General features: G+C 52.1%; 23 protein-coding genes and 2 tRNA genes. 13 read left to right on the forward strand and 12 right to left on the reverse strand.

The features are described from left to right. Positions 1-161: 161 nt before the first annotated feature. Positions 162-252, reverse strand: a tRNA-Ser gene (locus RC73_RS17775). Between the two features lie 621 nt (positions 253-873). Continuing rightward, positions 874-961, reverse strand: a tRNA-Ser gene (locus RC73_RS17780). Positions 962-1,344: 383 nt separating this feature from the next. Between RC73_RS17780 and RC73_RS17785 the strand changes: the two genes are divergently transcribed. Further along, positions 1,345-3,294 (forward strand): TonB-dependent receptor plug domain-containing protein, encoded by a 1,950-nt coding sequence (locus RC73_RS17785; RefSeq protein ID WP_082014369.1) that lies wholly within the window; start codon positions 1,345-1,347, stop codon positions 3,292-3,294. Between the two features lie 87 nt (positions 3,295-3,381). Here the strand turns inward: RC73_RS17785 and RC73_RS17790 are convergent, their stop codons facing one another. The 6 genes from RC73_RS17790 to RC73_RS17815 form a co-directional block, all read right to left on the reverse strand. Next, positions 3,382-4,773: an ATP-binding protein gene (locus tag RC73_RS17790; RefSeq protein WP_039035904.1), complete on the reverse strand. Its 1,392-nt coding sequence runs from the start codon at positions 4,771-4,773 to the stop codon at positions 3,382-3,384. Further along, positions 4,770-5,429, reverse strand: a complete 660-nt coding sequence (locus RC73_RS17795; RefSeq protein WP_039035905.1) for a response regulator — start codon at positions 5,427-5,429, stop codon at positions 4,770-4,772. The genes RC73_RS17790 and RC73_RS17795 overlap by 4 nt, the downstream gene beginning before the upstream one ends. Positions 5,430-5,594: 165 nt before the next feature. Next, entirely contained in the window at positions 5,595-6,527 is a 933-nt protein-coding gene (locus RC73_RS17800) for an FAD:protein FMN transferase (protein WP_039035922.1), read from the reverse strand. A gap of 57 nt (positions 6,528-6,584) precedes the next feature. After that, positions 6,585-7,934, reverse strand: a complete 1,350-nt coding sequence (locus tag RC73_RS17805) for a DUF3570 domain-containing protein (RefSeq protein WP_039035906.1) — start codon at positions 7,932-7,934, stop codon at positions 6,585-6,587. Then, positions 7,925-8,149 (reverse strand): DUF4266 domain-containing protein, encoded by a 225-nt coding sequence (locus RC73_RS17810; protein WP_039035907.1) that lies wholly within the window; start codon positions 8,147-8,149, stop codon positions 7,925-7,927. Before RC73_RS17810 ends, RC73_RS17805 begins: the two co-directional genes overlap by 10 nt. A gap of 3 nt (positions 8,150-8,152) precedes the next feature. After that, on the reverse strand, positions 8,153-8,650 hold the full coding sequence (locus RC73_RS17815) for a TlpA disulfide reductase family protein (protein ID WP_039035908.1): 498 nt from the start codon (positions 8,648-8,650) through the stop codon (positions 8,153-8,155). Between the two features lie 322 nt (positions 8,651-8,972). Here RC73_RS17815 and hyaA point away from each other — a divergent pair, with 322 nt between their 5' ends. The 12 genes from hyaA to RC73_RS17875 all read left to right on the forward strand — a co-directional run bounded on the left by hyaA (position 8,973) and on the right by RC73_RS17875 (position 21,558). Next, positions 8,973-10,109, forward strand: coding sequence for a nickel-dependent hydrogenase small subunit (hyaA, locus tag RC73_RS17820; protein ID WP_039035909.1), 1,137 nt, complete (start codon positions 8,973-8,975; stop codon positions 10,107-10,109). A gap of 3 nt (positions 10,110-10,112) precedes the next feature. After that, complete coding sequence (gene hyaB / locus RC73_RS17825) at positions 10,113-11,816, forward strand: nickel-dependent hydrogenase large subunit (protein WP_039035910.1); 1,704 nt, start codon at positions 10,113-10,115, stop codon at positions 11,814-11,816. A 12-nt stretch (positions 11,817-11,828) separates the two neighbouring features. Next, positions 11,829-12,500 (forward strand): Ni/Fe-hydrogenase, b-type cytochrome subunit, encoded by a 672-nt coding sequence (cybH, locus tag RC73_RS17830; RefSeq protein WP_028779964.1) that lies wholly within the window; start codon positions 11,829-11,831, stop codon positions 12,498-12,500. A gap of 7 nt (positions 12,501-12,507) precedes the next feature. Then, complete coding sequence (locus tag RC73_RS17835; protein ID WP_039035911.1) at positions 12,508-13,107, forward strand: HyaD/HybD family hydrogenase maturation endopeptidase; 600 nt, start codon at positions 12,508-12,510, stop codon at positions 13,105-13,107. Next, complete coding sequence (locus RC73_RS17840) at positions 13,094-14,977, forward strand: hypothetical protein (RefSeq protein WP_039035912.1); 1,884 nt, start codon at positions 13,094-13,096, stop codon at positions 14,975-14,977. Before RC73_RS17835 ends, RC73_RS17840 begins: the two co-directional genes overlap by 14 nt. Continuing rightward, entirely contained in the window at positions 14,977-17,433 is a 2,457-nt protein-coding gene (gene hypF, locus RC73_RS17845) for a carbamoyltransferase HypF (protein ID WP_039035913.1), read from the forward strand. The genes RC73_RS17840 and hypF overlap by 1 nt, the downstream gene beginning before the upstream one ends. Before the next feature lie 75 nt (positions 17,434-17,508). Further along, positions 17,509-18,366 (forward strand): hydrogenase nickel incorporation protein HypB, encoded by an 858-nt coding sequence (gene hypB / locus RC73_RS17850; protein ID WP_052248276.1) that lies wholly within the window; start codon positions 17,509-17,511, stop codon positions 18,364-18,366. After that, a complete protein-coding gene (locus tag RC73_RS17855) occupies positions 18,366-18,614 on the forward strand; it encodes a HypC/HybG/HupF family hydrogenase formation chaperone (protein ID WP_025010286.1) in 249 nt (82 codons plus the stop codon). Before hypB ends, RC73_RS17855 begins: the two co-directional genes overlap by 1 nt. After that, complete coding sequence (hypD, locus tag RC73_RS17860; RefSeq protein ID WP_039035914.1) at positions 18,601-19,725, forward strand: hydrogenase formation protein HypD; 1,125 nt, start codon at positions 18,601-18,603, stop codon at positions 19,723-19,725. Before RC73_RS17855 ends, hypD begins: the two co-directional genes overlap by 14 nt. Next, on the forward strand, positions 19,725-20,729 hold the full coding sequence (gene hypE, locus RC73_RS17865) for a hydrogenase expression/formation protein HypE (RefSeq protein WP_039035915.1): 1,005 nt from the start codon (positions 19,725-19,727) through the stop codon (positions 20,727-20,729). The genes hypD and hypE overlap by 1 nt, the downstream gene beginning before the upstream one ends. Then, positions 20,729-21,076, forward strand: a complete 348-nt coding sequence (gene hypA / locus RC73_RS17870) for a hydrogenase maturation nickel metallochaperone HypA (RefSeq protein ID WP_039035916.1) — start codon at positions 20,729-20,731, stop codon at positions 21,074-21,076. Before hypE ends, hypA begins: the two co-directional genes overlap by 1 nt. Positions 21,077-21,378: 302 nt before the next feature. Beyond that, the gene (locus RC73_RS17875) at positions 21,379-21,558 is read left to right on the forward strand and encodes a hypothetical protein (protein ID WP_039035917.1); all 180 of its coding nucleotides are present in this window, start codon (positions 21,379-21,381) and stop codon (positions 21,556-21,558) included. A 342-nt stretch (positions 21,559-21,900) separates the two neighbouring features. On the opposite strand, the gene RC73_RS17880 is transcribed toward RC73_RS17875, so the two are convergent. The 4 genes from RC73_RS17880 to RC73_RS17895 all read right to left on the reverse strand — a co-directional run. Beyond that, a complete protein-coding gene (locus tag RC73_RS17880) occupies positions 21,901-23,064 on the reverse strand; it encodes a hypothetical protein (RefSeq protein WP_039035918.1) in 1,164 nt (387 codons plus the stop codon). A 195-nt stretch (positions 23,065-23,259) separates the two neighbouring features. Then, positions 23,260-23,571, reverse strand: a complete 312-nt coding sequence (locus RC73_RS17885; RefSeq protein WP_039035919.1) for a hypothetical protein — start codon at positions 23,569-23,571, stop codon at positions 23,260-23,262. A 719-nt stretch (positions 23,572-24,290) separates the two neighbouring features. After that, positions 24,291-25,283 carry a glycosyltransferase gene (locus RC73_RS17890; protein ID WP_039035920.1) on the reverse strand — a complete coding sequence of 331 codons (993 nt, stop codon included), beginning with the start codon at positions 25,281-25,283 and terminating at the stop codon, positions 24,291-24,293. 672 nt (positions 25,284-25,955) lie between these two features. Next, on the reverse strand, positions 25,956-26,706 hold a 751-nt coding region (locus RC73_RS17895; protein WP_039035924.1), incomplete at its 5' end, for a hypothetical protein.

Consider the following 26,706-nt stretch of genomic DNA (forward strand, 5'->3'; position numbering starts at 1 on the left):
TCTCTGAATATGGCAAAGGAGCAGGGATTTGAACCCTGCATGACAGCGCTATAAACCCAGCAGTCCCCGGAAATCCCCCAAACAACACCAAACGAATAACAATCATCAAAACTCAGACACGAAAAAGCCCGCCTGTTTGCACAAGCGGGCCTCTCTGAATATGGCGGAGGAGCAGGGATTTGAACCCTGGATGGGCTATAAACCCATGCCGGTTTTCAAGACCGGTGCATTCAACCACTCTGCCACCCCTCCGGAACGAGGCGAATAATATATCTAACATAAAGGCGTGTAAACCTTTAATAAATCATTTCGTTCCAATTGCTTATTCGTTAGTCAAAGCGGCTTTTAGTTGAACATTCCAGCCTTGCAAGCCCTTGGAAATATACTGACGATATGGAGTTCCCAGTTTTGCCGCTCTGATGAAATTCAGTTCATGCCCCTACCTCCGAAGCCTCGTAATACCTTTCTGTTTCGGCTGTATCTTGTGCTAATCCGAAACTTACCCAGTCATTACATCGACATCATTGGCATGGCTATGGCCTTAAGCGCTTGAACTATCAGATTCTCGAACTCGTTAATAGCTAGAGAACCTTTGAGTCTTACTTCTGGGGGGCTTGATCTTGAGGCTCTAATTTACCCTCAAGGAAGGGGCTGAGTTCGACGGGAATAACCTGCCTGACCTTGTGCAAATCTTGTACAAGTCTGTCGTGGCGTCTGGCCTAGATTAAATCATAGACACAGCCTATGTTTGTACCAGCCTTTATCCCCTCCAGGCGCCAAAAGCTGACAGTGCTGGCTGAACCACTCACAATCATTCGAAAGATTGTGCCTAGAAAAGCAAAAACCCGACCATAAGGTCGGGTTTTTTAAATCTGGCGGTGAAGGAGGGATTCGAACCCTCGATACGTTGCCGTATACACACTTTCCAGGCGTGCTCCTTCAGCCACTCGGACACCTCACCATAGTTGGACTCTTGAGTCTCAACGGGGCGCTACTATAGAGAAGTAGGCAGACCGGGTCAATCTTTTATCGCGCATTCTCATTCGTTCGCTTGGTTTTTAGCCGCAACAAGTTGCTTCAGTGTCATCGCCTTAAAGCCTCCTCATCAGCATACGTCGAAGTCCACATCAGTATTACGAATATAATATTTTTCATACTCTTTATCTGGAATTTGATCTCCATCAACAAATCACTTGGTTGAGTTTCTATAATCGTCACCGTGTTAATAAGCGATGTAACTCGGCGCACTCATACAAATCACACCTTTTGAATGCGCGGCAACACAAAGTTAACCCGATTAACGGTTGCCTGAATTATCACACAGTCTTTTTAAGGACGATTGAGATGTGTAGAAGTTACTCTTTAAAACGGACACAGCCTTGGCTGCCCTTTTACGCTATTGCCGCTTATATACTGCTGGTGCCTACCGGCCAGGCCGACGAAGCGATGGAGATCATCGCCGTCAACGGCACCCGCTATCAGGATGATTCTGTGTTGGCTCTAAGCCATACCGGTCAGAGTCTGACGGTTATCAGCCGCGACATGATAGTGTCGGCTGGTGCGGTGGATATCAATGAAATCCTCAACCAGTTTGTGCCCGGGCTATTTGCCAACGGCCGTAATGGCCGCCATACGGATACCGACTACTCGCTTCAGGGCAGTCGTCCTGTGGATATACTCTGGCTATTGGACGGCAATCGCCTCAATAACCGCCTCTATGGCTCCACCTATACCGACAGTATCAACCCCATGATGATAGAGCGCATTGAGGTGATCAAAGGCGCTCAAGGTTTGATCTACGGCTCGGATGCCATTGCCGGAGTAGTCAATATCATCACCCGCGACAATCATGGCGAGCAAGGCGGCGAAGTTAACTTAAGCGCCGACACTCTCACCAGTTATGATCTCGGTGCTTATGTCAGTGGCGGCAGCGATACCTTAAGCTACAGCCTCAGCGGCAGCTCCAGTCAATCTGACGGTTACGCATTCTGGGAAGATGACGAATACTCGCCGGTAGCCGCGGAAGATAAAGACCGGGGTTATCGCATGATGAACATAGGCGGTAAGCTCAATTGGCAACCCGCTGCCGAGCACAAAATCACCCTGTTCGGCCAATACAATAATGGCGTACTGGAAAGGCCTTTGGCCTACAGCGCCATCGTCTCGGAAAACGAGCGCAAACAGACTCTGGCCTGGCTCGGCTGGCAATATCAAGCAACGGATAAGCTGAGCCTGGAAACCCGGCTTCACTATCAAAACTGGGACTCCTATTACTCTGAAATCACCCTGGAGCCGGATGGCAGCATGACTATCCCTTACCGGGATGCCTACTGGGGCTTTACCGACAAGGGCGCCAAGGTAAGCGGTCGTTACCGGGCCGATTCGGGTGACAACTGGCTCGGCGGCGTAGAGTGGCAAAGCTATTATGGCGCCGATGAAGTGATGGAGCTGCAAGCGCCCACCGACGATACCAAAGCCGCCTTTTTGCAATACAAGCCGAATTTTTCCGCTCTGCCAGGCACAGTGCTGGCGTTGGGGCTCAGGTATAACCGCCTGGCCAACAATGAAGACAAATGGGTGGCGTCACTGGGACTTGAGCAGGAGCTTGGGCAAAACTGGCAACTGAAAGCCGCCGTGGGCAATGGTTTTCGGCAACCCACTTCATCTGAGCTATGGGCCAAGGTCGGCACCCTGGGCAACCCTGATCTTGAGAGTGAAGAAAGTATCAACACCAATTTGACACTGGTCTATCAAGGCGACTTTACTTTCAGTGTCGAGGCCTACTGGCGTGAAACCGACAACCTGGTGGACAAACGGGAAATTGCTACCAATGTTTGGCAGTACGCCAACCTGGATGGCAAGGTTCGGGCTCAGGGGCTGGATATTCAATACATCATGAACCCCGCCCAGGGCTGGCAACTTGAGTTATCCGGCAGTTATAACCGTGCCCGCGAGCGCGGCAAAGATCAGCAGATAGAGCGGATCCCGCAATACATGGGCTTTGCCCGCCTCAGTTGGGATGCCACTGATTCACTGAATGTTTATCTTCAGGGACGTTATGTGGGTGAATTTACCGATTATGGGCTCAAGGCCGGCGACTATCTGCTGACAGGCATAGGCGCCGACTGGTGGTTGACCGCCAGCCAAAACCAGCAGTTAACGCTGCGGATAGATAATCTGTTTGATGAGGACAACACCAGCGCTATTTTCAAACATGGCCACAAGGCCGAGTACCCTATTGCCACTCTGGGCGCTCCGCGAACGGCGCAAGTAATCTATCGTTATCTGTTCTGAGAGTTGCCTTATTTAAAAGCCGCAACCCCATTGGAAGCTGCGGCTTTTATTTCTGCTCGGCTTTTTACTTGTCTTTGCCCGACTAACTCAAACCGGCAAGATGATCCTTACATCCAAGCCACGTTCAATGCCCGGTTGAATACTCAACTTACCTTTATGCAGCTCGACGATTTGAGCACTGATAGACAAGCCCAGACCTGCACCGGATACCGACTCATCGGCGAACCGGAAAAAGCGCTCAGTCAACTGCCGACACTGCTCCAATGGCAGCCCAGGCCCTGAATCCAATACCTGAATAACCACTTGTTTGCTGTCTTGGCGACCCTCTTGCCAGCAACTGACTTTGATTGGCTGATCTTTGCCCGAATACTTGCAGGCATTTTCCAGCAGGTTTTTCAGCACCAGTTTCATATAGAAGGGATCGACCCTGACACACACCTCTTCCGGCAATTCCAGCTGCCAACTGTAATCGGCAATCAGCGGCAGCAATTGATCCAGCACCTCCTGCACCATTACCGCCACCGGCGTTTGCGCCACTTCCAGCTCGGACAGGGATTCCACCCGAGACAGTAACAACAGCTGCTCTACCATATGGGTCATCTGACCAATACCTGTGTCTATGGCATTAAGGTGCAGCTGCTGCTCGGCCTCTGTCTTGGCCTGTTGCCAGCCCTGACGGTGCAGTTTAATGACCGCCAGCGGGGTCTTTAGCTCATGCGCCGCATCGGCGCTGAAACGCCGCTCTCGCGCTAAATTATCACTAATGCGGGTAATATAGGTATTGAGCGCATCTTGCACCGGCACTAACTCTTTGGGTAGTTGCAACGCCAGCGGCCGCATATCCGCAGGGCTTCGGTGCTTAAGCCTGACGGCCAAACTGTCCAGAGGTTGCAACAACCAATAGGAGAGAAACACCATCAGCAACGCCACTGCCGGTACCACCAGCGCCGGACCGATGAGGCTGTTACCCATGATCTGCTCCACCAGCTCGCCACGCACATCGTCCCTTTGGCCGGTAATGATCCATACGCCCAGATCATCGGAGAAATAACTGAACAGATGCCACAACTCGCCCTGATAATAGTGTCTGTGATAACCGCGCTCGAACGGCGCCATGGGCTGAGAGTCGCTGTTATCAGAACGCGCCATCAACTGTTTGGCCGGGGTCCACATCTGATAGGCAAGCTTTAACTCATAACTCAGCTCAGTGGCATCGGCCTGCTCGGTAAATGTATTGGCCTTGCCCGGGTTGACGCTCAAAATCAGCGGTTTTTCAAGCATATCCAGCCGATGCTCTTGCCCCTGAGCACCATAGAACATCTCCAGCATCTTGGCACTTTGCAGCATCTGAGCATCGAACAGCTCTTCTATCTGGCGGCGAGAGTCCTGGGTGTTGAGGTAACTGCTGACACCAACCGACAAACAGATGCCAAGCAGCATCAATGCCATCATCACCACCCGCAAAGATATCCGGCTCATTCTACTGCCACCAAGGTATAGCCTATGCCACGTACTGTCTTGATAAGCTCATTGGCGGTTTTTTTACGTAAATGGTGAATATGCACCTCGATGGAGTTACTACCGACCTCATCCCAGCCATAGGTCAGCTGCTCAAGCTGATTACGGCTGAGCACCCGGCCACTGGACTGAGCCAGTTCAAGCAGCAATTGATATTCGCGCCGCGACACCTGAATATGATGACCGCGAAACAGCACCTGGTGGGCATCCATATCAATAACCAGAGCCCCCACTTCCAAACGGTTTTGATTAAGACCGTGTTGCCGCCTGACGATCGCCTTAATTCTGGCCACCAGCTCGCGTACATCGAAGGGTTTGGCCAGGTAATCATCGGCGCCGAGATCCAGGCAGGCAAGCTTGGTATCAAAGTCGGTGTTAGCGGTCAGCACTATAGTCGGGGTATCTATGCCGCGGCGGCGCCATTGGGTCAATAATTGACGGCCGTTACCGTCAGGCAAGCCCAGATCCAGCACTATAGCGCTAAAGGTTTCATTCACCACTGCCGCCTCGGCTTGTTTGATACTGGTGACGTGATCTACTTGCATATCCAACTTGGCAAGACTAAGCAAGATCCCCTGAGCCAACAACTCATTGTCTTCTATCAGCAATATTCTCATGGGTATAACATCCGGTTTAGGTTGCCCCTATTTCGCAGCAGCGCCGCGCCTGTGTCAAGCTGAAGGCAAGAATCAAGTGGCCCAGACAAGGTCCAAATGGCAGCATAGTTACAAATAGTCAAAGAGAAGACTGCTGATTTCGGCAATCGCAACTCATTGAAGAGGTTATCTGATGACGCGATACTCCAGTTGCTGCACCTTGAGAAAGTCTTCTGCCGCCGCGCCTTTTAACATGGCAAGGGTCGCCAACATGCCGGCTGTGATGCAGCTCGCGGCCTTAACCGTCACGCTATGGGGCGCGTCCTGTACAGGATAACCGCTGCGAGGATCCAGAATATGACCATAACGATGCCCCTGATGTTCGATAAAGCGGCGACTGTCGCCACTGGTGGCCAATGCGCCCACATCGAGCGACATCAGCTCCGCGGCTCGGTCAAGATTGACGGGATCTTCAATCCCCACCTGCCAGCATTTTTTCCCACTGACGGCGATATCACCACCGAGATTGACCAGCACCTCAGTGGTTGCGGCCCGGGTCATACACAGCCCGGCAACCCTATCGGCGGCATATTCTTTTACCAGGCCGCCGAAGTCCAACTGCATTGCCTCTGGCAGCATGATCCAGGGCGGATCAGCTATTTCTCGGGGGCTTTTATCTTCAGCACTGTCATCAAAATGGGAACTGAACTTGAGGTGTTGAAAGCCAACCCGGGACAAGGCTTTTTTGATATCAGTCGAACCCGGCAGTGAAGTTTCTGAACCCTTTCCCTTTTCAAAACACCAGAGCGCGAGCAGAGGGCCGGCGGTGATATCAAATAAGCCCTCACTCAGTTGCCAGCAGCGTTTGGCAAACTGCAGCAACGCCGCCGCCTCGCTGTCCAGTATAATAGGCGCTCCGGCTGAATGATTGAGCTGCCATAGCCAGTTGCCCGCTAAAAAGCGGCTGTATTTCTGCTCAAGCCTTTGGCATTCCTTAATGGCAGCTTGAGTGAGGCTAAGCGCCAAACGCTCGTCATCGCTTGCAATCAGTAACTCACAGGGGCTAGCCATCGAGCGAAAACGGCCACGAAAACCAAAGTCGGTACGGCTAAGGTTCATCTCTGGCGCTGAGGTGTGGCTCTTGATCAAAGGCAGCTTTCCTCTACTGTCTATTAACTAAAAACGGTAGCTGAGCTGGGCAATCACCGCCCTGAGTCTTGGAAACAGCTGCATATTGCCAAGCTCACCGGGCAGTAAGGTGCCGTTGTTTTCACCCTGCTGCTGATAATATTCCAGGCGGTAGCTGAGCTCGCGACCCTCGCTGAGCTTATGTCCGAGCTTAACTCCGACCGTATAGGCTTGCAGCTCACCAAGGCGGTGGTCTGCGCTGGCGAATTCAGCTGAATAGCCGGAGATTGAGCCCTCATTCTGGAGCAACAAGGGCCGATAAAAGGATGCCGCACTCTGGCGGTAATAACGCAGGTGCAACTGACCATAGAAGCCATCAGAGAAATAGTGCCTGAAGTGGCTCTCCAGCGTATGAGAATCCAGCTGCCAATCATCGAAAGTGTAGCGCCAGGAAAGATCCAGCACGCCCCTATCAAGCGCCCCCTTGAGCAGCAAAAACAGGCTTTGCTTTTGCCGTGAGTCCGGCCTGGATTCATAAAGGTAACTCTGGGTGACACCCAGATTGTCCACCAGGCTCAGCACCTTGTAGGGGTCTGTCTGGTACCCCTTAACCAGGGAAAACCCATAGTTGCCCTGCAACAGCCAGCGACGGTTGAGCACCTGGGTAAAACCCAGCAGCAGATCCAGGGTTTGCTTATGATCCGAGCCGCCTTCTCTACTTGCCTCAAAGGCTTGCCTGAAGGCCGTTTCCGAGTCGTAATCCACTCTTCTTGCCATGGTTGCAAGCGGCAAAGGTCGGCCGCCGACCGGATCTATGGTATCCAGGCCGTAAGCCAACGCCAGGGACGCGGTACTGTTGTTCTTGTTGAAGCTATGCTCCAGCGCGCCATTGACCCCGAGCGAAGTGTAATCATATTCCCGTGAGCCATAAAAGCCGCCTGCCAGCTGCCAGTTATTTTCAAAGAACTTATACCAATCGGCACTCAGTTGCAGTCGCTTATCATCAAAGCTGTCATCCAACACCTGCTCACCGGCGGCTATCTGATATTCGCCGTTGCCCGAAGGCCGGGTCAGGGTTTGGCTCTGTTGCTGCACCACGGCGCCCGTGGCCGATGCGCCGCTCAGGCTGTCGAACACCAGTTTAATATCCAGGCCACTGCTGTCATCAAATTCGCCTTTAGCCAGCAGAATTCCCTCAAGAGTTGTCACCCTGTCCTGCTCGCCATAAAACATCAATGCGGCTTCCAACTGCCAATCGGTAGCCTTGTCGGCACTGTTATCCGGATAGCTGAAGTTATCATCTCCGACATACGTCGCACCACTGGCAAGCAGTGAACTGCTGGCCAGTGTCAGCGCTGCGGCAATATTGGTTTCGCCCTTTTGCCGCTTCAATTGCATCCGCAGCCTCCTCCGGCGAATGCGCGGCCACCACTGGCTCCCTCTTTGCTGAAGTAGATATGATCGTCCAGCGCCAAGTCCAGCCTTTCGTGTGCCAGCGACATATCCTCCCTCGCCAACTGATCCCGCTCCCAAGGTTCAACCCCGAGTTGAGCACAAGCTGTCAACCCAAGAGTGATAATAAGCGATAAGCCCAATAAACGAATCCTACGCATCTGTTACTCCTTTAACGCACGCTTGAGTTCAGCCTCATACTGGCTTTGTCGCTCGGTGAAAAAACCAACATGGCTACCGAGCAGTTTTCCATCCCGGTCAAATAGAAAACTTGAGGGCATCCCCTGCAAGTCCAGCCTGCGTGCCAGCCGCCCTTCTGGGTCATAAAGCACATCAAAGTCGGCATCCAGTTGCTGGAGAAACTCTCTACCTAATTGGGAGTCAGTGTCCAGATTCACCGCGATTATGGCGAGATCCGTCTCTCGGTATTTGTGATACATCTGCTGCATCCAGGGGAACGATTTGCGACATGGCGCACACCACGAGGCCCAAAAGTCCAGATAAATCACCTTACCCTTGTAGTCATTGAGGCTGACTTGAGTACCATCATCACGGCTTAACGCCAGTGCCAGTGGGGACTGTAACGGTTTAGCATGCCCTTGACCACAAAAGACCAACAAAAGTATCACAAGTAGCAGTGGCAGCAATTTTTTGACGCTCATAGGTCGAACCCTCTCGATTCACTGGCAGCCCACAATTTCCAGTTTTTGAAAAAATAGCTATAAAACGGATAGATAAGGATTTTAAGTTTGGCAAATAACAAATCTCAAATGCCTCAAAAGGGATAGTTGGACAATTTGTCCAATCCCTTGTCGTACCATTTTGATCCCGATCATGTAATTAAAAAGTAAACTTATCAAAAATCACACCCCGGCAGAAATCTTGACGTATATCAACTTTAATCATTCTGTTGCGACCTACACTCATAGGCGTGATTTGTGTGAGTTAAAAGCTATTACATTCTTATAAATAAAAGGTTCAACCATGGACACACATGCAGCCCTTTACGAGCAAGGACGGCAACGGCTGGAGAAGTTGCGCCAGCTGCCTGCCCGTCAGGACAAATCTTTACAGGAACGTATGCTGGAACTCGGCCTGACCCGCCGTGATTTCATGAAGTGGAGTGCTTCGGTTACCGCCATGATGGCGCTGCCATTGCCCTTCTCCAATCTGGTGGCCGAAGCCGCTGAACTGGCCGATCGGGTACCTCTGATCTGGTTACACCTGGCGGAGTGCACTGGTTGCTCCGAATCCTTGGTGCGCGCCGATACCCCGAATCTGGATTCGTTGATCTTCGATCATATCTCACTGGAATACCACGAGACCCTGATGGCTGCCGCCGGCTGGCAAGCAGAAGAGAATCTGGAACACGCCTTGGAAGCCTACAAAGGCAACTACCTGCTGGCGGTTGAAGGGGCCGTGCCAACGGCCAACAACGGCGCCTTCTTAACGGTCGGTTGTAAAGGCCACACCGGGCTCGAAATTGTCAAGCATGCCGCCGAAGGCGCTGCTGCGATAATTTCCGTGGGTACTTGCGCCGCCTTCGGTGGGGTTCAGGCCGCCGCGCCCAACCCAACCGGTGCCAAGGGTGTCCATGAAGTGGTCAACAAAACGGTCATTAACCTGGGTGGCTGCCCACCGAGTGAAAAGAATATTGTCGGCACCCTGATGTACTTCATCATGTTCGGCAAGCTCCCTGCCCTGGACATGTTCAATCGGCCCAAGTGGGCCTATGGTGCCAGGGTGCACGACAATTGCGAACGCCGCGGCCGTTTCGACGCCGGTGAATTTGTCGAGGAATTCGGTGATACCGGCGCCAAAGAAGGTTACTGTCTCTACAAGGTAGGCTGTAAGGGTCCTTACACCTACAACAACTGCCCGACCGAGCGTTTCAATCACCATACCAGTTGGCCTGTGCTGGCCGGTCATGGCTGCATGGGCTGCTCTGAGCCCAATTTCTGGGATGATATGGCTGACTTTGAAAAACCTCTTGGCAGACAACTGCTGCATGGCCTGGATGCCACCGCCGATACCATAGGCGCTGTCATTCTCGGTGCCACTGTGGTGGGTATCGGCGCCCATGCGGTTGCCAGTCTGTTTGCCGGTTCGAAGGAGGATTAATCAATGAACCAACGTGTAGTCATAGATCCCATTACCCGTATCGAAGGCCATCTGCGTGTTGAGGTGGAAGTCGATGAAAACAACGTGGTACAAAAAGCCTGGTCCTCCTCCACCCTGTGGCGCGGGATTGAGGTGATCCTCAAGGGCCGTACGCCTATGGATGTGGGCCTTATCGTGCAGCGGATCTGCGGGGTGTGTACCTATTCCCACTATCGCTGCGGCACCGAAGCGGTGGAAAATGCCCTCGGGATGAAAATTCCGCTCAACGCCCGCTATCTTCGCTCCTTGATGCATACTTCGCTGATCATGCACGACCATATAGTGCATTTCTATCATCTGCATGGTTTGGACTGGGTCGATGTGGTTTCAGCCCTCAGTGCCGATCCCGCCAAGGCGGCCCAGGTGGCACTCAAATACACTGACAAGCCGATTGCTGCCGGTGAAGGCGAGCTCAAAGCCGTTCAGGAGAGAGTCAAGGGCTTTGTTGAAACCGGTAAGCTTGGACCTTTCGCCAATGCCTATTGGGGTAACGGCACCTATAAATTCACCCCAGAGCAGAACCTGATTGCCCTGTCGCACTACCTTAAGGCATTGGAAGTACAACGAGTCGCGGCAGAGATGATGGCGATTTTCGGCGGCAAGCAGCCTCACCCTCAGTCTCTGGTGGTCGGCGGTGTGACCTCGGTGCGTGACATGTTGAGCCCGGCTAGATTGCAGGAATGGAAACAAAAACATGCCATTGTGGCCGACTTTATTGAACGTGGTTACAAGGCCGATATCGTAATGGCGGCCGAAGCCTTCGGCGGCGAAGCCTCGGTACTGGGCGGCGTTAACATCAAGAGCTTTATGGCCACCAACGACTTTGTCACTGCTGATGGTGAATATCTGTTTGAGCAAGGGGTTATCCTCAAGGGCGACCTGGCCGGTGTCAGCGATATCAACCCGGATCTGATTGCCGAAGACGTCACCCACGCCTGGTATAAGGCCGATAAGCCGCAACACCCTTACGATGGCACCACAATTCCGGATTACACCGGCTTTGTTGAGCGCGATACGGTTTACGGCAAACTGCCAACCCTGGATGGCGACAACAAATACAGTTGGGTGAAATCGCCTCGCTACCAGGGTGAACCTGTGGAAGTGGGCCCACTTGCCTGTATGCTGGTGAACTATGCCAGAGGCAATCAAGTGGTGGTCGATGCCGTCAATGGTTTGCTGCAACGTACCGGCTTGCCGATTGAGGCCCTGTTCACCACCCTTGGCCGCACCGCAGCGCGCATGTTGCAAACCTCGATTGTGGCCAAAGAGGGATTGCGCACCTTCGATGCCCTGCTGACCAATATCCAGAGTGACGACAGCACTTATATCAAGCCTGAACTTGACAGTAACAAGGAATATGTCGGCCACGCCATGCTCGAAGCACCTCGCGGTATGCTCAGTCACTGGATCCGCATCAAAGGGGGACTGGTGGAAAACTATCAGGCCGTGGTGCCCACCACCTGGAACGCAGGCCCCGTGGACGCCAACGGACAGATGGGACCTTATGAGGCATCACTGATAGGCTTAAAGCTCGAAGACCCCACCAAGCCACTGGAAGTGATCCGCATTATTCACTCTTTCGATCCCTGTATGGCCTGCGCCGTACACGTGATGGATTACAAGGGGCAGTCTTTGGGCGAATTCCGTATCGATCCCAATGCCCGCTAAGGAGGAAGCGTCATGGCTACATCGAGTGTTTCCTATAAACAGGAGATAGTATTCAGCGCCGCGATCCGGATATTTCACTGGCTCAGAGCGCTGGCCATTTTGGTACTGGTAGTGACAGGCTTTTATATCGCCTGGCCATTTCTGGTGGCGCCCGAGTCCAGTGATGTGTTGGTGCAAGGCTGGATCCGCTTTGCCCACCTGATCTTCGGCTTTATCCTCTGTGCCATTACCCTGGCCCGAGCTTATCTGTTCTTCTTCAGTAAGAGCGATATTGAGCGGCGCTCGTTTCGGGATGTGATGAGCGTGAAGAGTTGGATAGTTCAGCTCAAGTCCTATCTGTGGATGGGTAAGCTGAACAAGGCCGGTGTCTATGGCCCACTGCAGTTTATGACCTATCTGGCAGTGTCTGTAATGGCTGCGGTGATCTGTATTACCGGCCTGGTACTCTATGCCAACGTCTACCATCAAGGTATGGGCGGCTGGTTGTGGGATATCTCCGGCTGGATCACGGCGCAGATGGGTGGTCTGGCTATGGTCAGGATCTGGCACCACTATCTGACCTGGGCCTTTGTCATCTTCGTGGTTATCCACGTTTATATGGCGGTCTGGACAGGTATCCGCTTCAAACATAACTCAGTGGACTCTATTGTCTCGGGTTATGACTATCACCCGGACAAGCACTAGAGGTCAGATGAAGATATTGCTGCTGGGTATTGGCAATGTCCTGTACGCCGATGAAGGTATCGGCGTACATTTTGTCAATTACCTCAATGAAAACTACCAATTTACTCACCCAAGCGATCAGCTCGATCTCCTCGACGGCGGCACTCTGGCACAGGGGCTTACCCCTATCATCGCCAAGTACGACGCTTTGCTCTTGGTCGATACCGTCAATGCCGCAGGCGCCAAACCCGGCGAAGTCTATTTCTTCGACTTCGATAAGGCTCCCCCTGAAATCGACTGGCAAGGCAGCGCCCATGAAGTGGAAATGCTGCAAACCCTGATTATGATGGAGATGCTTGGCGACAGGCCCCACACCATGGTGCTTGGGATCACCCCAACCGTGATTGAACCCATGACCCTTGGGCTCACACCGCAAATTGCCGCCGCCGTGCCCTTGATGGAAACCACGCTTATCAACTATTTGCAGCACCTTGGCTGGCAATGCCAAAAAACCGGTAACACTGACATAGAAGCCCTTATTTCCCACTCCTATCGCCCAAAGCTGTCTGTAACTGCAAAGGTCGATGAAGAAGACAAACTGCCGGAAACATCCCATGAAACTCGTTAGATTCGAATTTGACTGCGCCTCGCAGCAGCCTTGGTATGGGCATTTATGTAACCAATATCTTAATTACGATAAGCTGAATATCACTATCGCCCTGTTGCCGCTGAAATCAGCGGCCAAGCAAAGCGCTGCTGCCGCCCTTGAGCACAATCATCAGGCGCCCAGGATCATCTGGCGATATATTCTCGAAGCAGAGGGGAGCCAGAGTGAGCTTGAGCAGCTCGCCGATGAGATTGCAGGTGATTTTCTCTTGAGCACCAGCTTACTGGACTCACGTATTTTACTGGCAGAGGAAAGGCTCGGCGCCGCCACACCATTGGCTTTAGCCGACGTACTTCCCAATGCAGCCACTCGGCCGAGCCTGGCGTTTTGTCAGCACTGCCAGCCACGTTTGGGCGATAACCAACACCCTGATTTTGCCAATATCCGTTTGCCCTGCCCCCACTGTCATGGTGAAGAGGCGGTATTGGCCGAGCCGGAGCTCTGCGCCCTGCAACCAAGCGATATCCGTGCCATGGCCGAGCAACTGCTTGAGGGCAAATCGCTCACGCTTACCGACAGCGGCAATCGGCGCCTAAAACTGAGTCTCAAACAAGATGATATGCCTCAAGGCATATCCAACGGCCAAACACTTATCTGCTGTAATCCCAATAGCCTCAACGCCCACTTCCTGCTGAGCGATGCCGAAGTGCTGGCGCTTTCTTCGATGGAAAAACCTGCGCTGCGGTTAAGACCCTGCTCGCAGCATCCCAGGCTCACACAGCCCCTGTACTCAGTGGCGTTTGCCGATAGCAGACTGCTGCTGATCATCTGCGAGTATTTGCGTATCAAGGGCTGCGACTATCTGTTTGCGGTTGAGTTATCCCAGCCATCCCGTGTAGAGCTAAGCTGGATAGCCGGTCACTATCTGCCGCTCTATGCTCACCAGGCGCAGCTGAGTAAGGTAAGCTCAGGCCATGCCTTGCCGGAAACCCTGCACGATGAGGCAAGGTTCGGCAATTCAGTGGCGACCGTCCAAAACCTGGGCAACAAAAAAGAGCCGCAAATTGTATTGAGAGCGGCCACGGAGAATGACGCTAATGTCTGGCAAGTGGCCACAGAGCACGGCGCCGAATGCGCCTTCAACGCGCTTAAGGCCGAATTCTGCGGTATAAAAAAAGCTGCACTGCTCTATTTCAGCGGCTCGAATCCCTCACAAATACGCTATCTGGATAAGGACGGCAAACAAGAGTGCTTCTTTGAACTGACTCAACTGCCCGCCAGCGGCTATGAAATAGTACACGCACTGGAGCAAAGTCCGCAGCGCACTGTGGTGCAAAAATTCAAAAACCAATTCCCCGAGTGTTATAACCGCCTGCTGGATATTGGCAGTCGCGAGCTATCTGTCTTCCCCGGGTTGGATGCACTGTGGGCCGTTATCGCCATCATCAGTGGGCTCGGGCAACAGGGCCAGTCGGCCACAGAGCTTAAAGATGCCTTTATTGCCGCCGCCATGAGTTACAAGGGCGCCAACGCACCGCGAATCGATTACCCCTTGGCCAAAGGCGAAGCGGTGCGCGGCCTTAACTGGTGCAAAACGCTGGGCACTGTCATGAGTTTCCGCCTCGCCGGCGACACAGATGCCGCCAAGCTCTGCTTCGCCGCCCAGGATTCACTGGCCGACTATCTGGCCAACTGGGTCGAGCATCTGGATCTCAGCGTTGGCATAGATTGTGTGTTTCTGGCCGGCAGCGCCATGGTCAACCCGGTTCTGAGCAAGAGAATCGCCATCCGCATCGGCAAAAACTTCCCGCTGGCGGCCAGTCAGCTGCTCGATCTCGACGGCGCCCTGCTCGCCGCCGGCGCACTTTGGCTCAGGCAAAGGAGGCGCTGATGACAGCGCTTGTTGCCCAAAGCTTCAATATCAAAGGCATAGTCCAGGGGGTGGGTTTTCGCCCCTGGATTTTCCAATTGGCAAAACGCTTTCAGCTCACGGGCCATGTGCTCAACGATGGCCAGGGCGTCAGCATATTGGTGCAAGGTCCGGAGATGGCGCTGGCAGGCTTTCGAGCCGCGCTCGATACCGAGCGCCCACCGCTATGCCGCATTGATGAACTCACCGTCAGCCATGCCCAAGTGCAGGACTTACAGGATTTCACCATAGCGCACAGCAGTGCGGGGCAAGCGGCGGCCATAGTCACTGTGGGCAGCGACAAGAGCAGCTGCGATGCCTGCTTGGCCGAGATACGCGATCCCAACAATCGCCACTTCGGTTACCCCTTCACCAACTGCACCCACTGCGGCCCCAGATACACCATTATCCGCAACCTACCCTACGACAGACACAATACCGCCATGGCGGGCTTTGCGCTCTGTGATGCCTGTCGCCAAGCCTATGAAGACCCTATGGACAGGCGCTATCACGCCCAGCCGGTCAGTTGCCCAAAATGTGGCCCCGAGCTGACACTGCGTGGCACAGGCGGCGAAATCCTCGCCAAGAGAGAGCAAGCGCTGGCGCAAACCATTGCCCTTATCGAACAGGGCAAAATCCTCGCTATCAAGGGCCTAGGGGGCTTTCATCTGATCTGTGATGCCGGTAATCATGACGCAGTCACTGAACTTAGGCGCCGCAAGTGCCGCCCGGCCAAGCCGCTGGCACTGATGATGCCCTCAGTCGAGTTCGCCAAACAGTATGCCGAAGGCTCAAGCGCCGAATGGCAACTGCTCAGTAGTCAAGAGCGGCCAATAGTGCTTATGGGCAAGAAGCAACACCAGGCTGACGCTCCGGCACTCAGCAGCGCCATAGCCCCGGATATCGACCGGCTGGGTTTGTTCCTGCCCTATACGCCGCTGCACACCCTGCTGCTCGATGGTCTGCAGCGGCCGCTGGTGGCCACCAGTGCCAACCGCTCCGGCGAACCGATTATCACAGACGGCGACGAGGTGCTGCAGCAACTCGGCAAGCCGCCTCTGGCTGTGGTCGATGCAGTATTGGATCATAACCGCCCCATCATCAACGGTTGTGACGACTCTGTGGTGCAGATGCTGGATGATGAACTGCAAATACTGCGTCTCGCCCGCGGTTATGCACCGCTGAGCCTTCCAAGCAAAAGCTTGGCGAGCATGAACAAAGCAAGCAAGAGCTTGGCGAGTAAGGACTCTGGAGACAACTGCTCCAACAAGCTGCCGTCACTGCTGGCCGTGGGCCCACAACAGAAAAACACCCTGGCGCTCAATATCGGTAATCAGCTCTATCTCAGCCCCCATATCGGCGATCTTTTCAGTGTTGAGGCTGAAGGCTATTTCGAGCGCACTTTGCAGAGTTTCCAGCGCCTGTACCGCTTTGAACCCGAGGCCATCATCCGCGATAAACACCCCGACTACGCCTCCAGCCGCTGGGCCGAGCGGCAAAGTGCTCGGCAGCTTGAGGTGCAACATCACTTCGCCCATCTGCTGGCGGTGATGGCTGCCAATGATTACAGCGGCAAGGTGCTGGGCTTCAGCTTTGATGGCACAGGGCTTGGAGATGACAACCAGCTCTGGGGCGGCGAACTGCTGCTGGCCGACTGTCAGGGCTTTCAGCGCCTGGCAACCCTGAGCCCGATGACACTGCTCGGTGGCGAGCAGGCCATTCGCGAGCCTTGGCGCCTACTCTATAGCCTGCTGTTGCAAAACCATGGTATTGAAGAGTTGCAGCAATTGGCGGTCTTTGCCGCCGAGCCCGCTGCCAAGCTGGCCAACCTTGGCAAGCTCGCCAGCAGTGGCATAGGTCCAAAGGGCCACTCCATCGGCCGTTTATTCGATGCCGCCGCCGCTATGCTGGCAAACTTGCGACTCAGCCAATATGAAGGCCAAGCCGGGATTATCCTGGAAACCCTTGCCCGCAGAGCCATTGCCGCCGGGAAACAGCAAGGCGCCGAGAAGCTTGGCTTAGAGCTGAAGCTTGAACATGAGCTCGAACCGACAAACACTCGCGCCGAGCTGGTGCTTGGGCAGTGGCAAAGCGCGCCGTTATTTTCGGCGCTGCTGCAAGCCTGGCGCACCGAGCCGGACAGTGAACTGCTGGCGCTGGCCTTTATTCAGGCCATAGGCAAAGGGATTATCGCCGCGGCGCTCAAGGCCCGTGATTGGCTCAAGGCCGAAGGAATAGAAGATCTACCGCTGGTACTGAGCGGCGGCGTGTTTCAAAGCAGGCTTCTCAGTGAATACTGCCACCGGGAACTCGCCCGGCTTGAATTTCACCGCTTGAAACCCGGCCTGGTGCCGGTCAATGATGGCGGTATCGCCCTCGGGCAGCTCTGGTATGGATTACATCAACCCGGGCTCACACAGAGCCAGGTCGAACGTTGAAATTACTGATTGATATCAAGGCATCTGCCGCCAAAGCGGCGCATGCTCAGATTAAGGAACCAAAGGGAGTTCATTATGTGTAAAGATTGCGGATGTTCACTGCCCAGGGGCAACGGCGGGCATCATTCTCACGAGCATGGTCATTCTCACAGTCACGATCACAAGCACGGTCACAGTCACTCTCATGGCCATTCCCATGAGCACTCTCACAGCCATTCTCACAGCCAAGGCACAGTACACACCAACCCACAGCTGAACGACAGCAAGACACTGTCGGTGATCCACAAGATCCTCGACAAAAACGACATCGAGGCTCAGCACAACCGGGAACACTTCGAATCCCACGGGGTGATGGCCTTCAATATCATGAGTAGCCCCGGCAGCGGCAAAACCAGCCTGCTGGAGCATCTCGGTGCCTATACAGACAAAAAATACTGCGTCATTGAAGGCGATCTGGAAACCTCGCGGGATGCCGACCGCCTCAAGGCCAAGGGCATAGAAGCAATTCAGATCCAAACCGGCAGCGCCTGCCACCTGGATGCCTTTATGGTGCACGGTGCCCTGCACCAGCAAGCGCTTGACAACATGGATATCTGCTTTGTCGAGAACGTCGGCAACCTGGTGTGTCCGGCCAGCTATGATGTTGGCACCCACATGAATATTGTGCTGGTTTCCATCCCCGAGGGCGACGACAAGATAGAAAAATATCCTGTAATGTTCCACCGCGCCGATCTGGTGCTGCTGACCAAGTGCGATCTGCTGCCCTACTTTGACTTTGATGTCGCCGAGGCCCGTGCCCAGGTGAGTAAGCTCAACCCCAAGGCCGAGGTATTGGAAGTCTCTACCAAAGATCCCGCCAGTTTGACCCGGGTCGCCCAGTGGCTGGATAAGCAGCTCGCCGCCTTTGCCGAGCGCACTTCGGAGGCTTGCTGATGTGTTTGTCTATCCCATCCCAGGTAGTGGAGCTACACCCCGAAAGCCAGAGCGTTACCGTGGAGACCCTGGGGGTTAAACGCACAGTGAGCTGCCATCTATTGGATGAACCGCTTGCCATTGGTGACTATGTGCTTATCCATATCGGCTTTGTGATGAACAAGATAGATGCCGAATCTGCCGCCGAGAGCCTGGCGCTGTACCGTGAGATAGCGGCCAAACTGGAGGCGGAAGATGGCAGAGCTTGAGCTCAGGCAACTGTACGACGGCTTTCGCTGCCCGGCCACTATCCGTAATCTGGCCGAGGAAATCGCCGCGCTGGCTCCCAAGCTGGCTGAGCCGCTCAATATCATGGAGGTCTGCGGCGGCCACACCCACACCATAATGAAATATGGCCTGCTGCAGCTGCTGCCGGAAAATATCCATTTCATTCATGGCCCGGGTTGCCCGGTATGTGTCATGCCCAAAGAGCGGATAGATCAGGCCGCCGCCCTCGCCCGTCTCGATGATGTGATCTTGGTGACCCTGGGCGATATGATCCGGGTTCCCGGCTCCAAGGGCTCGCTCGCCTCGGTGCGCGCCGAAGGCCATGATATCCGCGCCGTCTACGCTCCGCTCGATGCGCTGAAAATCGCCGCCGATAACCCGGACAAGACCATAGTCTATTTCGCCATCGGCTTTGAAACCTCCACGCCGATGACGGCGGTACTGCTGGAGCAAGCCGAAGCCAAGGGCCTTAGTAACCTCTTGTTTCATATCAACCATGTGCTGGTACCACCGGCAATAGATGCGGTAATGAGCCACCCCGAGACCAAGGTCAACGCCTTTATCGGCCCGGCCCACGTCAGCGTTATCAGCGGCGCCCGCATCTATCGCCCGGCGGTGGAACGTTATCACACCCCTGTGGTGGTCTCGGGCTTCGAGCCGGTTGATGTCATGCAATCCATTCTCGCGCTGGTCAAACAGAAAGTCAGCGGTCGCTGTGAACTGGAAAACCAGTATCAACGCGCCGTCAGCGAACAGGGCAATCTCTTGGCGCAGCAAAAGGTAGCGCAATTTTTTAAGGTACGCCCCAGTTTTCGTTGGCGCGGCCTTGGCCCCATTGCCGACTCGGCACTGATGCTGAAACCCGAATACAGTCACAGGGATGCCGAACAACGCTTTGCCGAGCGCTTGCCGGTGAAACAGATAGACGATCACAAGGCCTGCCAATGCGGCGATATTCTGCGTGGCATGGCCAATCCCAAGGATTGCAAAGTATTTGGCCGCGGCTGCACCCCGCAAACACCGCTCGGCAGTTGCATGGTCAGCTCTGAAGGCGCCTGCAATGCCTACTACAGATATGCCGGAGTAAACTGATGTCCGATAAACGAGTACAACTGAGCCATGGCGGCGGTGGCCGGGAAATGGCTGAGCTTATCAACAAGCTGTTTTTCGATGCCTTCGACAACCCCATTCTCAGACGCGAAGAAGACGCCGCCTGTTTGCATCTTGGCGGCGATTGCGCCTTTACCACAGACTCATTTACCGTAGCGCCGCTATTCTTCAAAGGTGGCGACATCGGCAAGCTGGCCATTGCCGGCACAGTCAACGACTTAGCTATGATGGGCGCCGAGCCGCAATATTTAAGCTGTGGTTTTATCATAGAGGAAGGCTTTGAAATCAGCCGTCTGAAACAGATAGTCGCCAGCATGGCCGATGCCCTGTCTCAATGCGGAGCCCGCATCGTCTGCGGCGATACCAAGGTAGTGCCCAAAGGCTGCGCCGACGGCATTTTCATCAACACCTCAGGGGTGGGCCGTATTCTCAAGCCGGGCATTTCGGCTCATGCACTAAGAAGCGGCGATGCCATCTTGCTTTCGCGGGACATAGGCCGTCACGGCGCCGCCATCCTGAGTGCCCGAGAAGGGCTGGAGCTGGAGTCTGAACTCAGCTCAGACTGCGCCGTGCTCTGGAATGTGGTGGAGCAACTGATCGCCGCCAATCTGGAGATCCACGCCATGCGTGACGCCACCCGCGGCGGCTTGTCGGCTGTGCTCAACGAGTGGGCCAAGGCCTCTAACAAGGGCATTACCCTCAGAGAAACCGCCATTCCCGTCTGTGATGAGGTACGCGGCGTCTGTGAACTCTACGGTTTTGAGCCCTGGGATCTCGCCAACGAAGGCAGCTTTGTCGTCGCCCTGCCCCGCGAACTCGCCGAAGGCGCGGTCGAAATCATGCGCCGCTTCGGTCATTGCGATCAGGCCTGCATCATAGGCGAAGTAGGCGAACAACATCCGGGTAAAGTGGTACTGGAATCGGCCTGGGGCAGTCGCCGTTATTTGGATCTGCCACAGGGCGAGCTATTGCCGAGGATCTGTTGATGCACGAGTACTCTATCGTCAGTGCCCTGATGGAGCAGTGCCAGCAACTCGCCGCCGAGCACGGCGCCAAGGGCATTGCCCGGGTCGCCATCAAGATAGGCGCCATGAGCGGCGTCGAGCCTGAGTTGGTTCGCACCGCCTTCAACACCTTTCGTGAGCACAGTGTCTGTCACGATGCCGTGCTCGATATCGACATAGCGCCGCTGACGCTATCCTGCAACCAGTGCCGGCAGCAAAGCACACCAGAGGAGCGCACCGTCATCTGTCCCCACTGCCACAGCCAGGATACCCGGGTCATAGACGGTGAAGATATGCTATTGATGCAACTCGAGTTAATTACAGATTAAACCTGCCCAAGCAAAGCGGCGCCGCTATCTGTGTTGAACTGCACTTGTAAAACTTAAGGCCAAGGGCTATCGCTTCAATAATGCCTTTGGCCCTTTCCTCTATCCTTTCTTACTATTCGCCAATAAAACCTGTGCCGACTTACTGCTAAACTATCCAGGCAGATAACACCTCTTGTTTTGTTAAGATGACTTGGTTACTTTAAAGGCGATTCAACCAGTTATAACATGCGGCTACCACAAGGACGGCTGGCATGCCAGTTCCCAAAAAAATCAACACAAAAATAATTTAAAAGGAGAACACCATGACTGAAAACAAGCAGTCTAAAATGGATATAAATTTACATGAGATCAAGTGCCCAGAATGCGGCGAAATAATGCCAAAGATTCGTATCCCCCAAAATATAAATCAACTGATGTGGGGTGGTTGGACTTGTCCTAAATGCAATTGCAAAATGGATAAGTTTGGTAAAAAAGTCATCTAATTAAAAGGACTATAATCGAAATACTTATGGTTTCATCAAATCTACACATGAGCCAATACAGCTAAGGAAGGTGCGAGTAAGTCCTTGTGGCACTCTGGCTTGCACAGCAATTGGCATTCAAGGCACTAGAGTTTTCACGCTATGGAGACTCCAATTGTTTAACGACATATTTCAACAACTCTGGCCGCTTGGTTCACCCTCTTGATTGATGTGGTTGGGCTTAAAAGTGGTGGCAACTATCTGTCTGGCGTCCTAAGTCGCGTGTTAACACCCTCTTGCGACTAATACAACTTACGCTACCTTCTGCGCCTCACTATAAGACACTTGTCACCATTTGACTGACTATTGCTTCGTCATACTGGCTTGTTTCAAGCCGATACGCTTGCCCAACCAAACACCCAAGCCCAGTGGCGCAAAGAACACTACCAGTAAGAACAGCACAATATAGAGGATCAGGCTTTTAATCACGCCAGTGAGCTCTTCAAACACCTGAGTCACAGTACGTTGCACCAGCGCGTCGGCTTCTTTGGTCACGGCCTGGCGCTCTCTATCCACCATCTGTTCCAGCGCAATGCGCTCACGTTCCACCATTTTTTCCAATGCCAGACGTTCAACCGACAGTTGCGCCAGATTGCGCTCGGCACTGGCATCCAATTGTGCCAACAGCGGCGTCAGCTCGCGGCGCAGATCCACTGCCAGCTCAGACATTAACTGCGGGCTTTCATTCATCAGCTGCTGAAATTTAGCCGAGGTTTCGCTGATATCTTTTAGGGTTTGCTGGACCTCTTTTGAGTTGATGTTAGAGTGAAGGGCAAACAGTTCTGCCTTCCAGCCAAGCAGTTTTGGCGTTTGGCTCGCCAGCATGGCCATACGGTCGGACATATCGCTCATCACCTCAGGCACACTGCCGAAAGTAGTCACAGCATCAAACTCGCCAATCTTACGGAAGCTCAACCAGTCGTTAAACGCGGAGACCCGCGGAAAGCTAACATCAAACAGCGGGTGGGCCATGGCATATTCGCGGATAAACTGCTGATTGGCATCAAAATCGGCTTTACTCATCAGCCCTTGCATGCGGCGCTCATAATCAGCCAACAACTGCTGACTGGTGTTGGCTGCCAGTTGCGTTTGCTCGCCAAACAATGCCTTGCCATTACCGGACTCAAAAAACTGCGCCATCTGAGCAGTAAAAGCCCAAGTGTCTATCATGGCGGCTAGCGGCGACACCTGAAAAATGGTTTGTCCCAGTGTTTGTTCGGCATTAATTTTCCACATCAGGGCATTGGATTTGATCTGCAGATCATCAGAGCGCTGCAGTATCAGATCGGCGCTTTGTTCTACTCCGGCAAAAAAGCTGCTGGCATATTCCCGGGTAAACACCCGCATGCTCAACTGTTCTTGCGGCAGCGGCTCAATACCGCTTTCCAATTTAACCTCAAGCAATGAACAACCCGAAGCCAGTAACGACAGACAAAGAACCAAACTCCAAGAGCATAAACTACGCATGGCACTCCACCAATACAGACAATAATAAGAAAAGAGGATCTTATCATTTTGCCGACTGTTGCCACCGAAGATAACCCAAAACGTGAGTAGACTCACAGCCCGCAAACAATTAAAAAACAATATCGTTGAGGATATTTTAAGCGGGTATTAACGGTCCACTCGATGACCAAGGTTACCCTTGGCGGATACAGAAAACTAATGCAATAACGCAAACAACAGCAACATTCCAATGGCAATAGACAAGTTGGTCTTCCAAAAGGCATTTTGGGTTACCGTTTGCCGAATCAATACCCCGCTTCCCCTCAACCAACCGGCCCAACATCCGGCGATCAATGCTTGTAGCATCAAAATAGACCCCACTAACATATAGGTCAGATCCAACCACCCCTTGGATGGAAAAATGGAAGGCAACAGGAGTAATCCAACAATGCCCGCCAAGGCCGCCCAAATGCAACCCACCAGCAATGCCAACAGAGAAGACAACAAAAATCCCTTTAATTCTTGCATCACACTCTCCTTGTTCTCGATGAAACGGCTTCCCTTTAACCTATATTATTTTTTATCTATCCCTATGGAGAGCGTAAGAATCACACGTGAATCAAGCCACCCATCATAAAATAATAACTTAATTTTATTTCTGTTTGCGTTCAAGTACCGTCAAGTAATTTGAGCACACTGAAGTAAAAGGTATCCTTGAGAGGCTGAAGTTTGATGAAATCGAACCTATTTCAAGTAAAAGTGAGAGATTTGAGCCGTAATACTCCCCCCGGTTCAGAGGGTTGCAATCACTGTGATTGACATAAATAGCCTTGGGATAAGGCTGGTTTAACATACTGACAACTGGTTGCAAAATGCCGTGGTCGCCTCTATAAGTGTTCGTAGTAGCAAGTGAGTTATTGCAACGTCCCTATCGGCCCGGGAAATAGTTTTCCAAATTCAGCGGCAAGCCTGAGCCAGTTATCATGATGGATATTCACCACACCTGCAGCTTGGCTGCTCATTTAACTAAATAGCGATACGTTTATCATCAAAAATACACCGGCAGGCATCATACATGCATTCAAGACAACCCCTCAACAAAACTGCAACACCATTGAGCTGCTTAGGCGGTTAATCGCGTTCATTCTAATAAAGAGCTATACTCTGAGAATACAAGCCGCTCATTTAAAAATCAATGTTTTCATATAGCCCAATCATCAAAAAAATAAAATTCAACCAACAAAGATTCAATTTGATAGTGATTCAATAAAACACTCAAACTCTTCAACCACCTCGTCTTTATTATATTTAGAAGGTAACTCCTTAATATATTTATCAGGATGATTTAGTGCATCTTTGATTCTAAGACCTAGATCTTCACCTTCTTTAACCAATCCCGCAAAGTCTTCTCCTAATACCTCAAGAGGACCTACAGCTTCTGTCGCTACAATAGGAATTTTAAGTGCCATAGCCTCAAGCAAAACATACCCCATAGATTCAAACTCTGAACACAACACAAGACACTTAGCTTTCTGCATGATATTCCACGGATTTTTAAGCTCACCTAAAAAATGTACGCGATGACTAATATCACATTGATCTAGTATTTTGCGCAATTTACAGGTAATAGGACCATCATGTTTAGGCTCAGCCCCGACAAAAATTAAATCCGTTGAATGGTGTAATGCTTTGTTATCAATATAAGTTTTTAACAGTAAATCCTGGCGTTTTTCTGGAGCGATCCGACCAACATGTAAAATAAAATCTTCTGGCAAGTTCATAGTTAATGGTTCATTAGCTTTGGCCTGAATTACAGCTGGCTCAAAAGGATTTGGTATATGTTTTACTGGACATTTAATAAATCCATCAATCTCATCACCAAGCTTTTTAGAAATAAAAATAACCTTCCTACGACCTAGAGAAAACTTTACTTTAACAAGTTCCTTGAACTTACTTATTAAAGATTTATTGCATTTAAAATTATATAAGGGATCACCATGAATAATAGAAACAACCCCTTTTACCGGAGCGTAACGACTTGCGGCATTATTCACAAGAACCATCACCTCCCCCTTAACAATGGAGCGCTTAAAAAGCAAAAGCTTAACCTTGCTAATTTTCTTAACATTGACCCATGATGACCAACATTCCAAATCCGTTTTACTTTGCTCACCTAAATTCCAAACTTCAACTTCATTACCTCTGGCAACCAACTCTTTCACTAATATCAATGTTGCCATTTCAACTCCACCGGGAGATATATGCCTTACCACGAAAATATATTTCATTACACCTAACTGTTCAAACGGGTTCGTTAACAAAACATCAAATTCTCTGCTATAATTCTAGTCTGACTAAGATCTAAGACTAGTAGCTAAAGATAGAATGATTCAAGCCTGCTCAATCTAAGACAGACGCCATCAAAAGTGAATTGATATTTCAAATCAATTCAAAAGCACCTCAAACACTCGTAAAAAAACAAGAAAAACCCCAATGAAAATAAACAAAATCAAAACATTTAAGTCACACAAAACCACCACAAAAACATCTATCCACACACCCGTTAACAAATCAAAATTCAGAAATTCAGGGCAGAAATTCAGAACACCCTAAACACTTTGCGAGCCACGAGGAAGTATATCATTCTGTCTCAATCGCTTATAAATGACGATGAATTATTGGAAGTAGACTCTCTAAGACGAGTAATCAGAGGAAAATTCAGGACACCCTAAACACTTTGCGAGCTACGAGGAAGTATATCATTCAGTCTCAATCGCTTATAAATAACGATGAATTATTAGAAGTAGACTCTCTAAGACGAGTAATCTGCGTGCTTCATACAAAACTGCGGTTGCCAGGCATGCCAACGGCAGGCTTAGGCCTGTTTATGCAAAATCACCAAGGGTTTAAGGTTAATGGGGGTGTATTGCTTGGCTTTGTTGCTTACCCCGGCACCATTTACCACCATATTTGGCCTTCATGGCACACATTGCATCCCATCGGCCACTCATGCCACTGTACTGACGGCGAAATTCCTTGGCAGAAGTTATCCAGGCATCGTCGCTGATACCAAGCTCAAGCAGCAGTTTGGGCCTGGAACAGGCAATATAGCCACGCTTGTCTTCCCGCACCGCCCGGCCTGTCCAATCAATCAACTCCAAATAGTCGGCAAAGTGAAACGGAATGCCGCTTTGTTCGGCAGCAGTGGCTGCACCATCAAATTGAAGCAGTGGCTTAAGTGAAGCGTTGGCAGTTGCAGGCTCAGCAACTTCTTCTATGCGCTCCTGAATGGATGTGTAATCAGAAGTTTGCAGCGAATCTGCAATACCGGCGCGAATGGGATTTAAATCCACGTACATCATGCAGGCCAGCAGCGCCTGTTCATCGAGCAGCGCCTGCGACTTAAAGCGCCCTTCCCAGAATACGCCCTTGCAGCCATCTTCTCGATTGGCCTTGCGGGCGATATCTTCGTTTAAGCAGCGCATAAACCAACTGATACTGCCAAGCCGTTCCTGCCAATCGCTAATCAGCGTATCCAGCAGTATTCGCTCGCCTTCTGAGAGACTATCGCCCTTGAGGAACTTTGCCGCCACAGGGTTACCACTAAAGAGCCCTGTCCAACGCTCGATGACTTCAAATGGTGACAACGATTGTTGCGCAGCA

Origin of the sequence: Shewanella sp. ECSMB14102, assembly GCF_000813075.1 — a bacterium.
Lineage (GTDB): Bacteria > Pseudomonadota > Gammaproteobacteria > Enterobacterales > Shewanellaceae > Shewanella > Shewanella indica.

Bases quoted from the DNA above. Each gene is read 5' to 3' on its own strand.
- RC73_RS17880 (WP_039035918.1), bottom strand. From the start codon at position 23,064: ATGCGTAGTTTATGCTCTTGGAGTTTGGTTCTTTGTCTGTCGTTACTG.
- RC73_RS17785 (WP_082014369.1), top strand. From the start codon at position 1,345: ATGTGTAGAAGTTACTCTTTAAAACGGACACAGCCTTGGCTGCCCTTT.
- hypD (WP_039035914.1), top strand. From the start codon at position 18,601: ATGGCAGAGCTTGAGCTCAGGCAACTGTACGACGGCTTTCGCTGCCCG.
- hypB (WP_052248276.1), top strand. From the start codon at position 17,509: ATGTGTAAAGATTGCGGATGTTCACTGCCCAGGGGCAACGGCGGGCAT.
- RC73_RS17790 (WP_039035904.1), bottom strand. From the start codon at position 4,773: ATGAGCCGGATATCTTTGCGGGTGGTGATGATGGCATTGATGCTGCTT.
- RC73_RS17815 (WP_039035908.1), bottom strand. From the start codon at position 8,650: ATGAGCGTCAAAAAATTGCTGCCACTGCTACTTGTGATACTTTTGTTG.
- hypF (WP_039035913.1), top strand. From the start codon at position 14,977: ATGACAGCGCTTGTTGCCCAAAGCTTCAATATCAAAGGCATAGTCCAG.
- hyaB (WP_039035910.1), top strand. From the start codon at position 10,113: ATGAACCAACGTGTAGTCATAGATCCCATTACCCGTATCGAAGGCCAT.
- RC73_RS17875 (WP_039035917.1), top strand. From the start codon at position 21,379: ATGACTGAAAACAAGCAGTCTAAAATGGATATAAATTTACATGAGATC.
- hypA (WP_039035916.1), top strand. From the start codon at position 20,729: ATGCACGAGTACTCTATCGTCAGTGCCCTGATGGAGCAGTGCCAGCAA.
- RC73_RS17805 (WP_039035906.1), bottom strand. From the start codon at position 7,934: ATGCAATTGAAGCGGCAAAAGGGCGAAACCAATATTGCCGCAGCGCTG.
- RC73_RS17840 (WP_039035912.1), top strand. From the start codon at position 13,094: ATGAAACTCGTTAGATTCGAATTTGACTGCGCCTCGCAGCAGCCTTGG.
- RC73_RS17890 (WP_039035920.1), bottom strand. From the start codon at position 25,283: ATGGCAACATTGATATTAGTGAAAGAGTTGGTTGCCAGAGGTAATGAA.
- RC73_RS17835 (WP_039035911.1), top strand. From the start codon at position 12,508: ATGAAGATATTGCTGCTGGGTATTGGCAATGTCCTGTACGCCGATGAA.
- RC73_RS17800 (WP_039035922.1), bottom strand. From the start codon at position 6,527: ATGAACCTTAGCCGTACCGACTTTGGTTTTCGTGGCCGTTTTCGCTCG.
- RC73_RS17795 (WP_039035905.1), bottom strand. From the start codon at position 5,429: ATGAGAATATTGCTGATAGAAGACAATGAGTTGTTGGCTCAGGGGATC.
- RC73_RS17885 (WP_039035919.1), bottom strand. From the start codon at position 23,571: ATGCAAGAATTAAAGGGATTTTTGTTGTCTTCTCTGTTGGCATTGCTG.
- cybH (WP_028779964.1), top strand. From the start codon at position 11,829: ATGGCTACATCGAGTGTTTCCTATAAACAGGAGATAGTATTCAGCGCC.
- hyaA (WP_039035909.1), top strand. From the start codon at position 8,973: ATGGACACACATGCAGCCCTTTACGAGCAAGGACGGCAACGGCTGGAG.
- RC73_RS17810 (WP_039035907.1), bottom strand. From the start codon at position 8,149: ATGCGTAGGATTCGTTTATTGGGCTTATCGCTTATTATCACTCTTGGG.
- hypE (WP_039035915.1), top strand. From the start codon at position 19,725: ATGTCCGATAAACGAGTACAACTGAGCCATGGCGGCGGTGGCCGGGAA.
- RC73_RS17855 (WP_025010286.1), top strand. From the start codon at position 18,366: ATGTGTTTGTCTATCCCATCCCAGGTAGTGGAGCTACACCCCGAAAGC.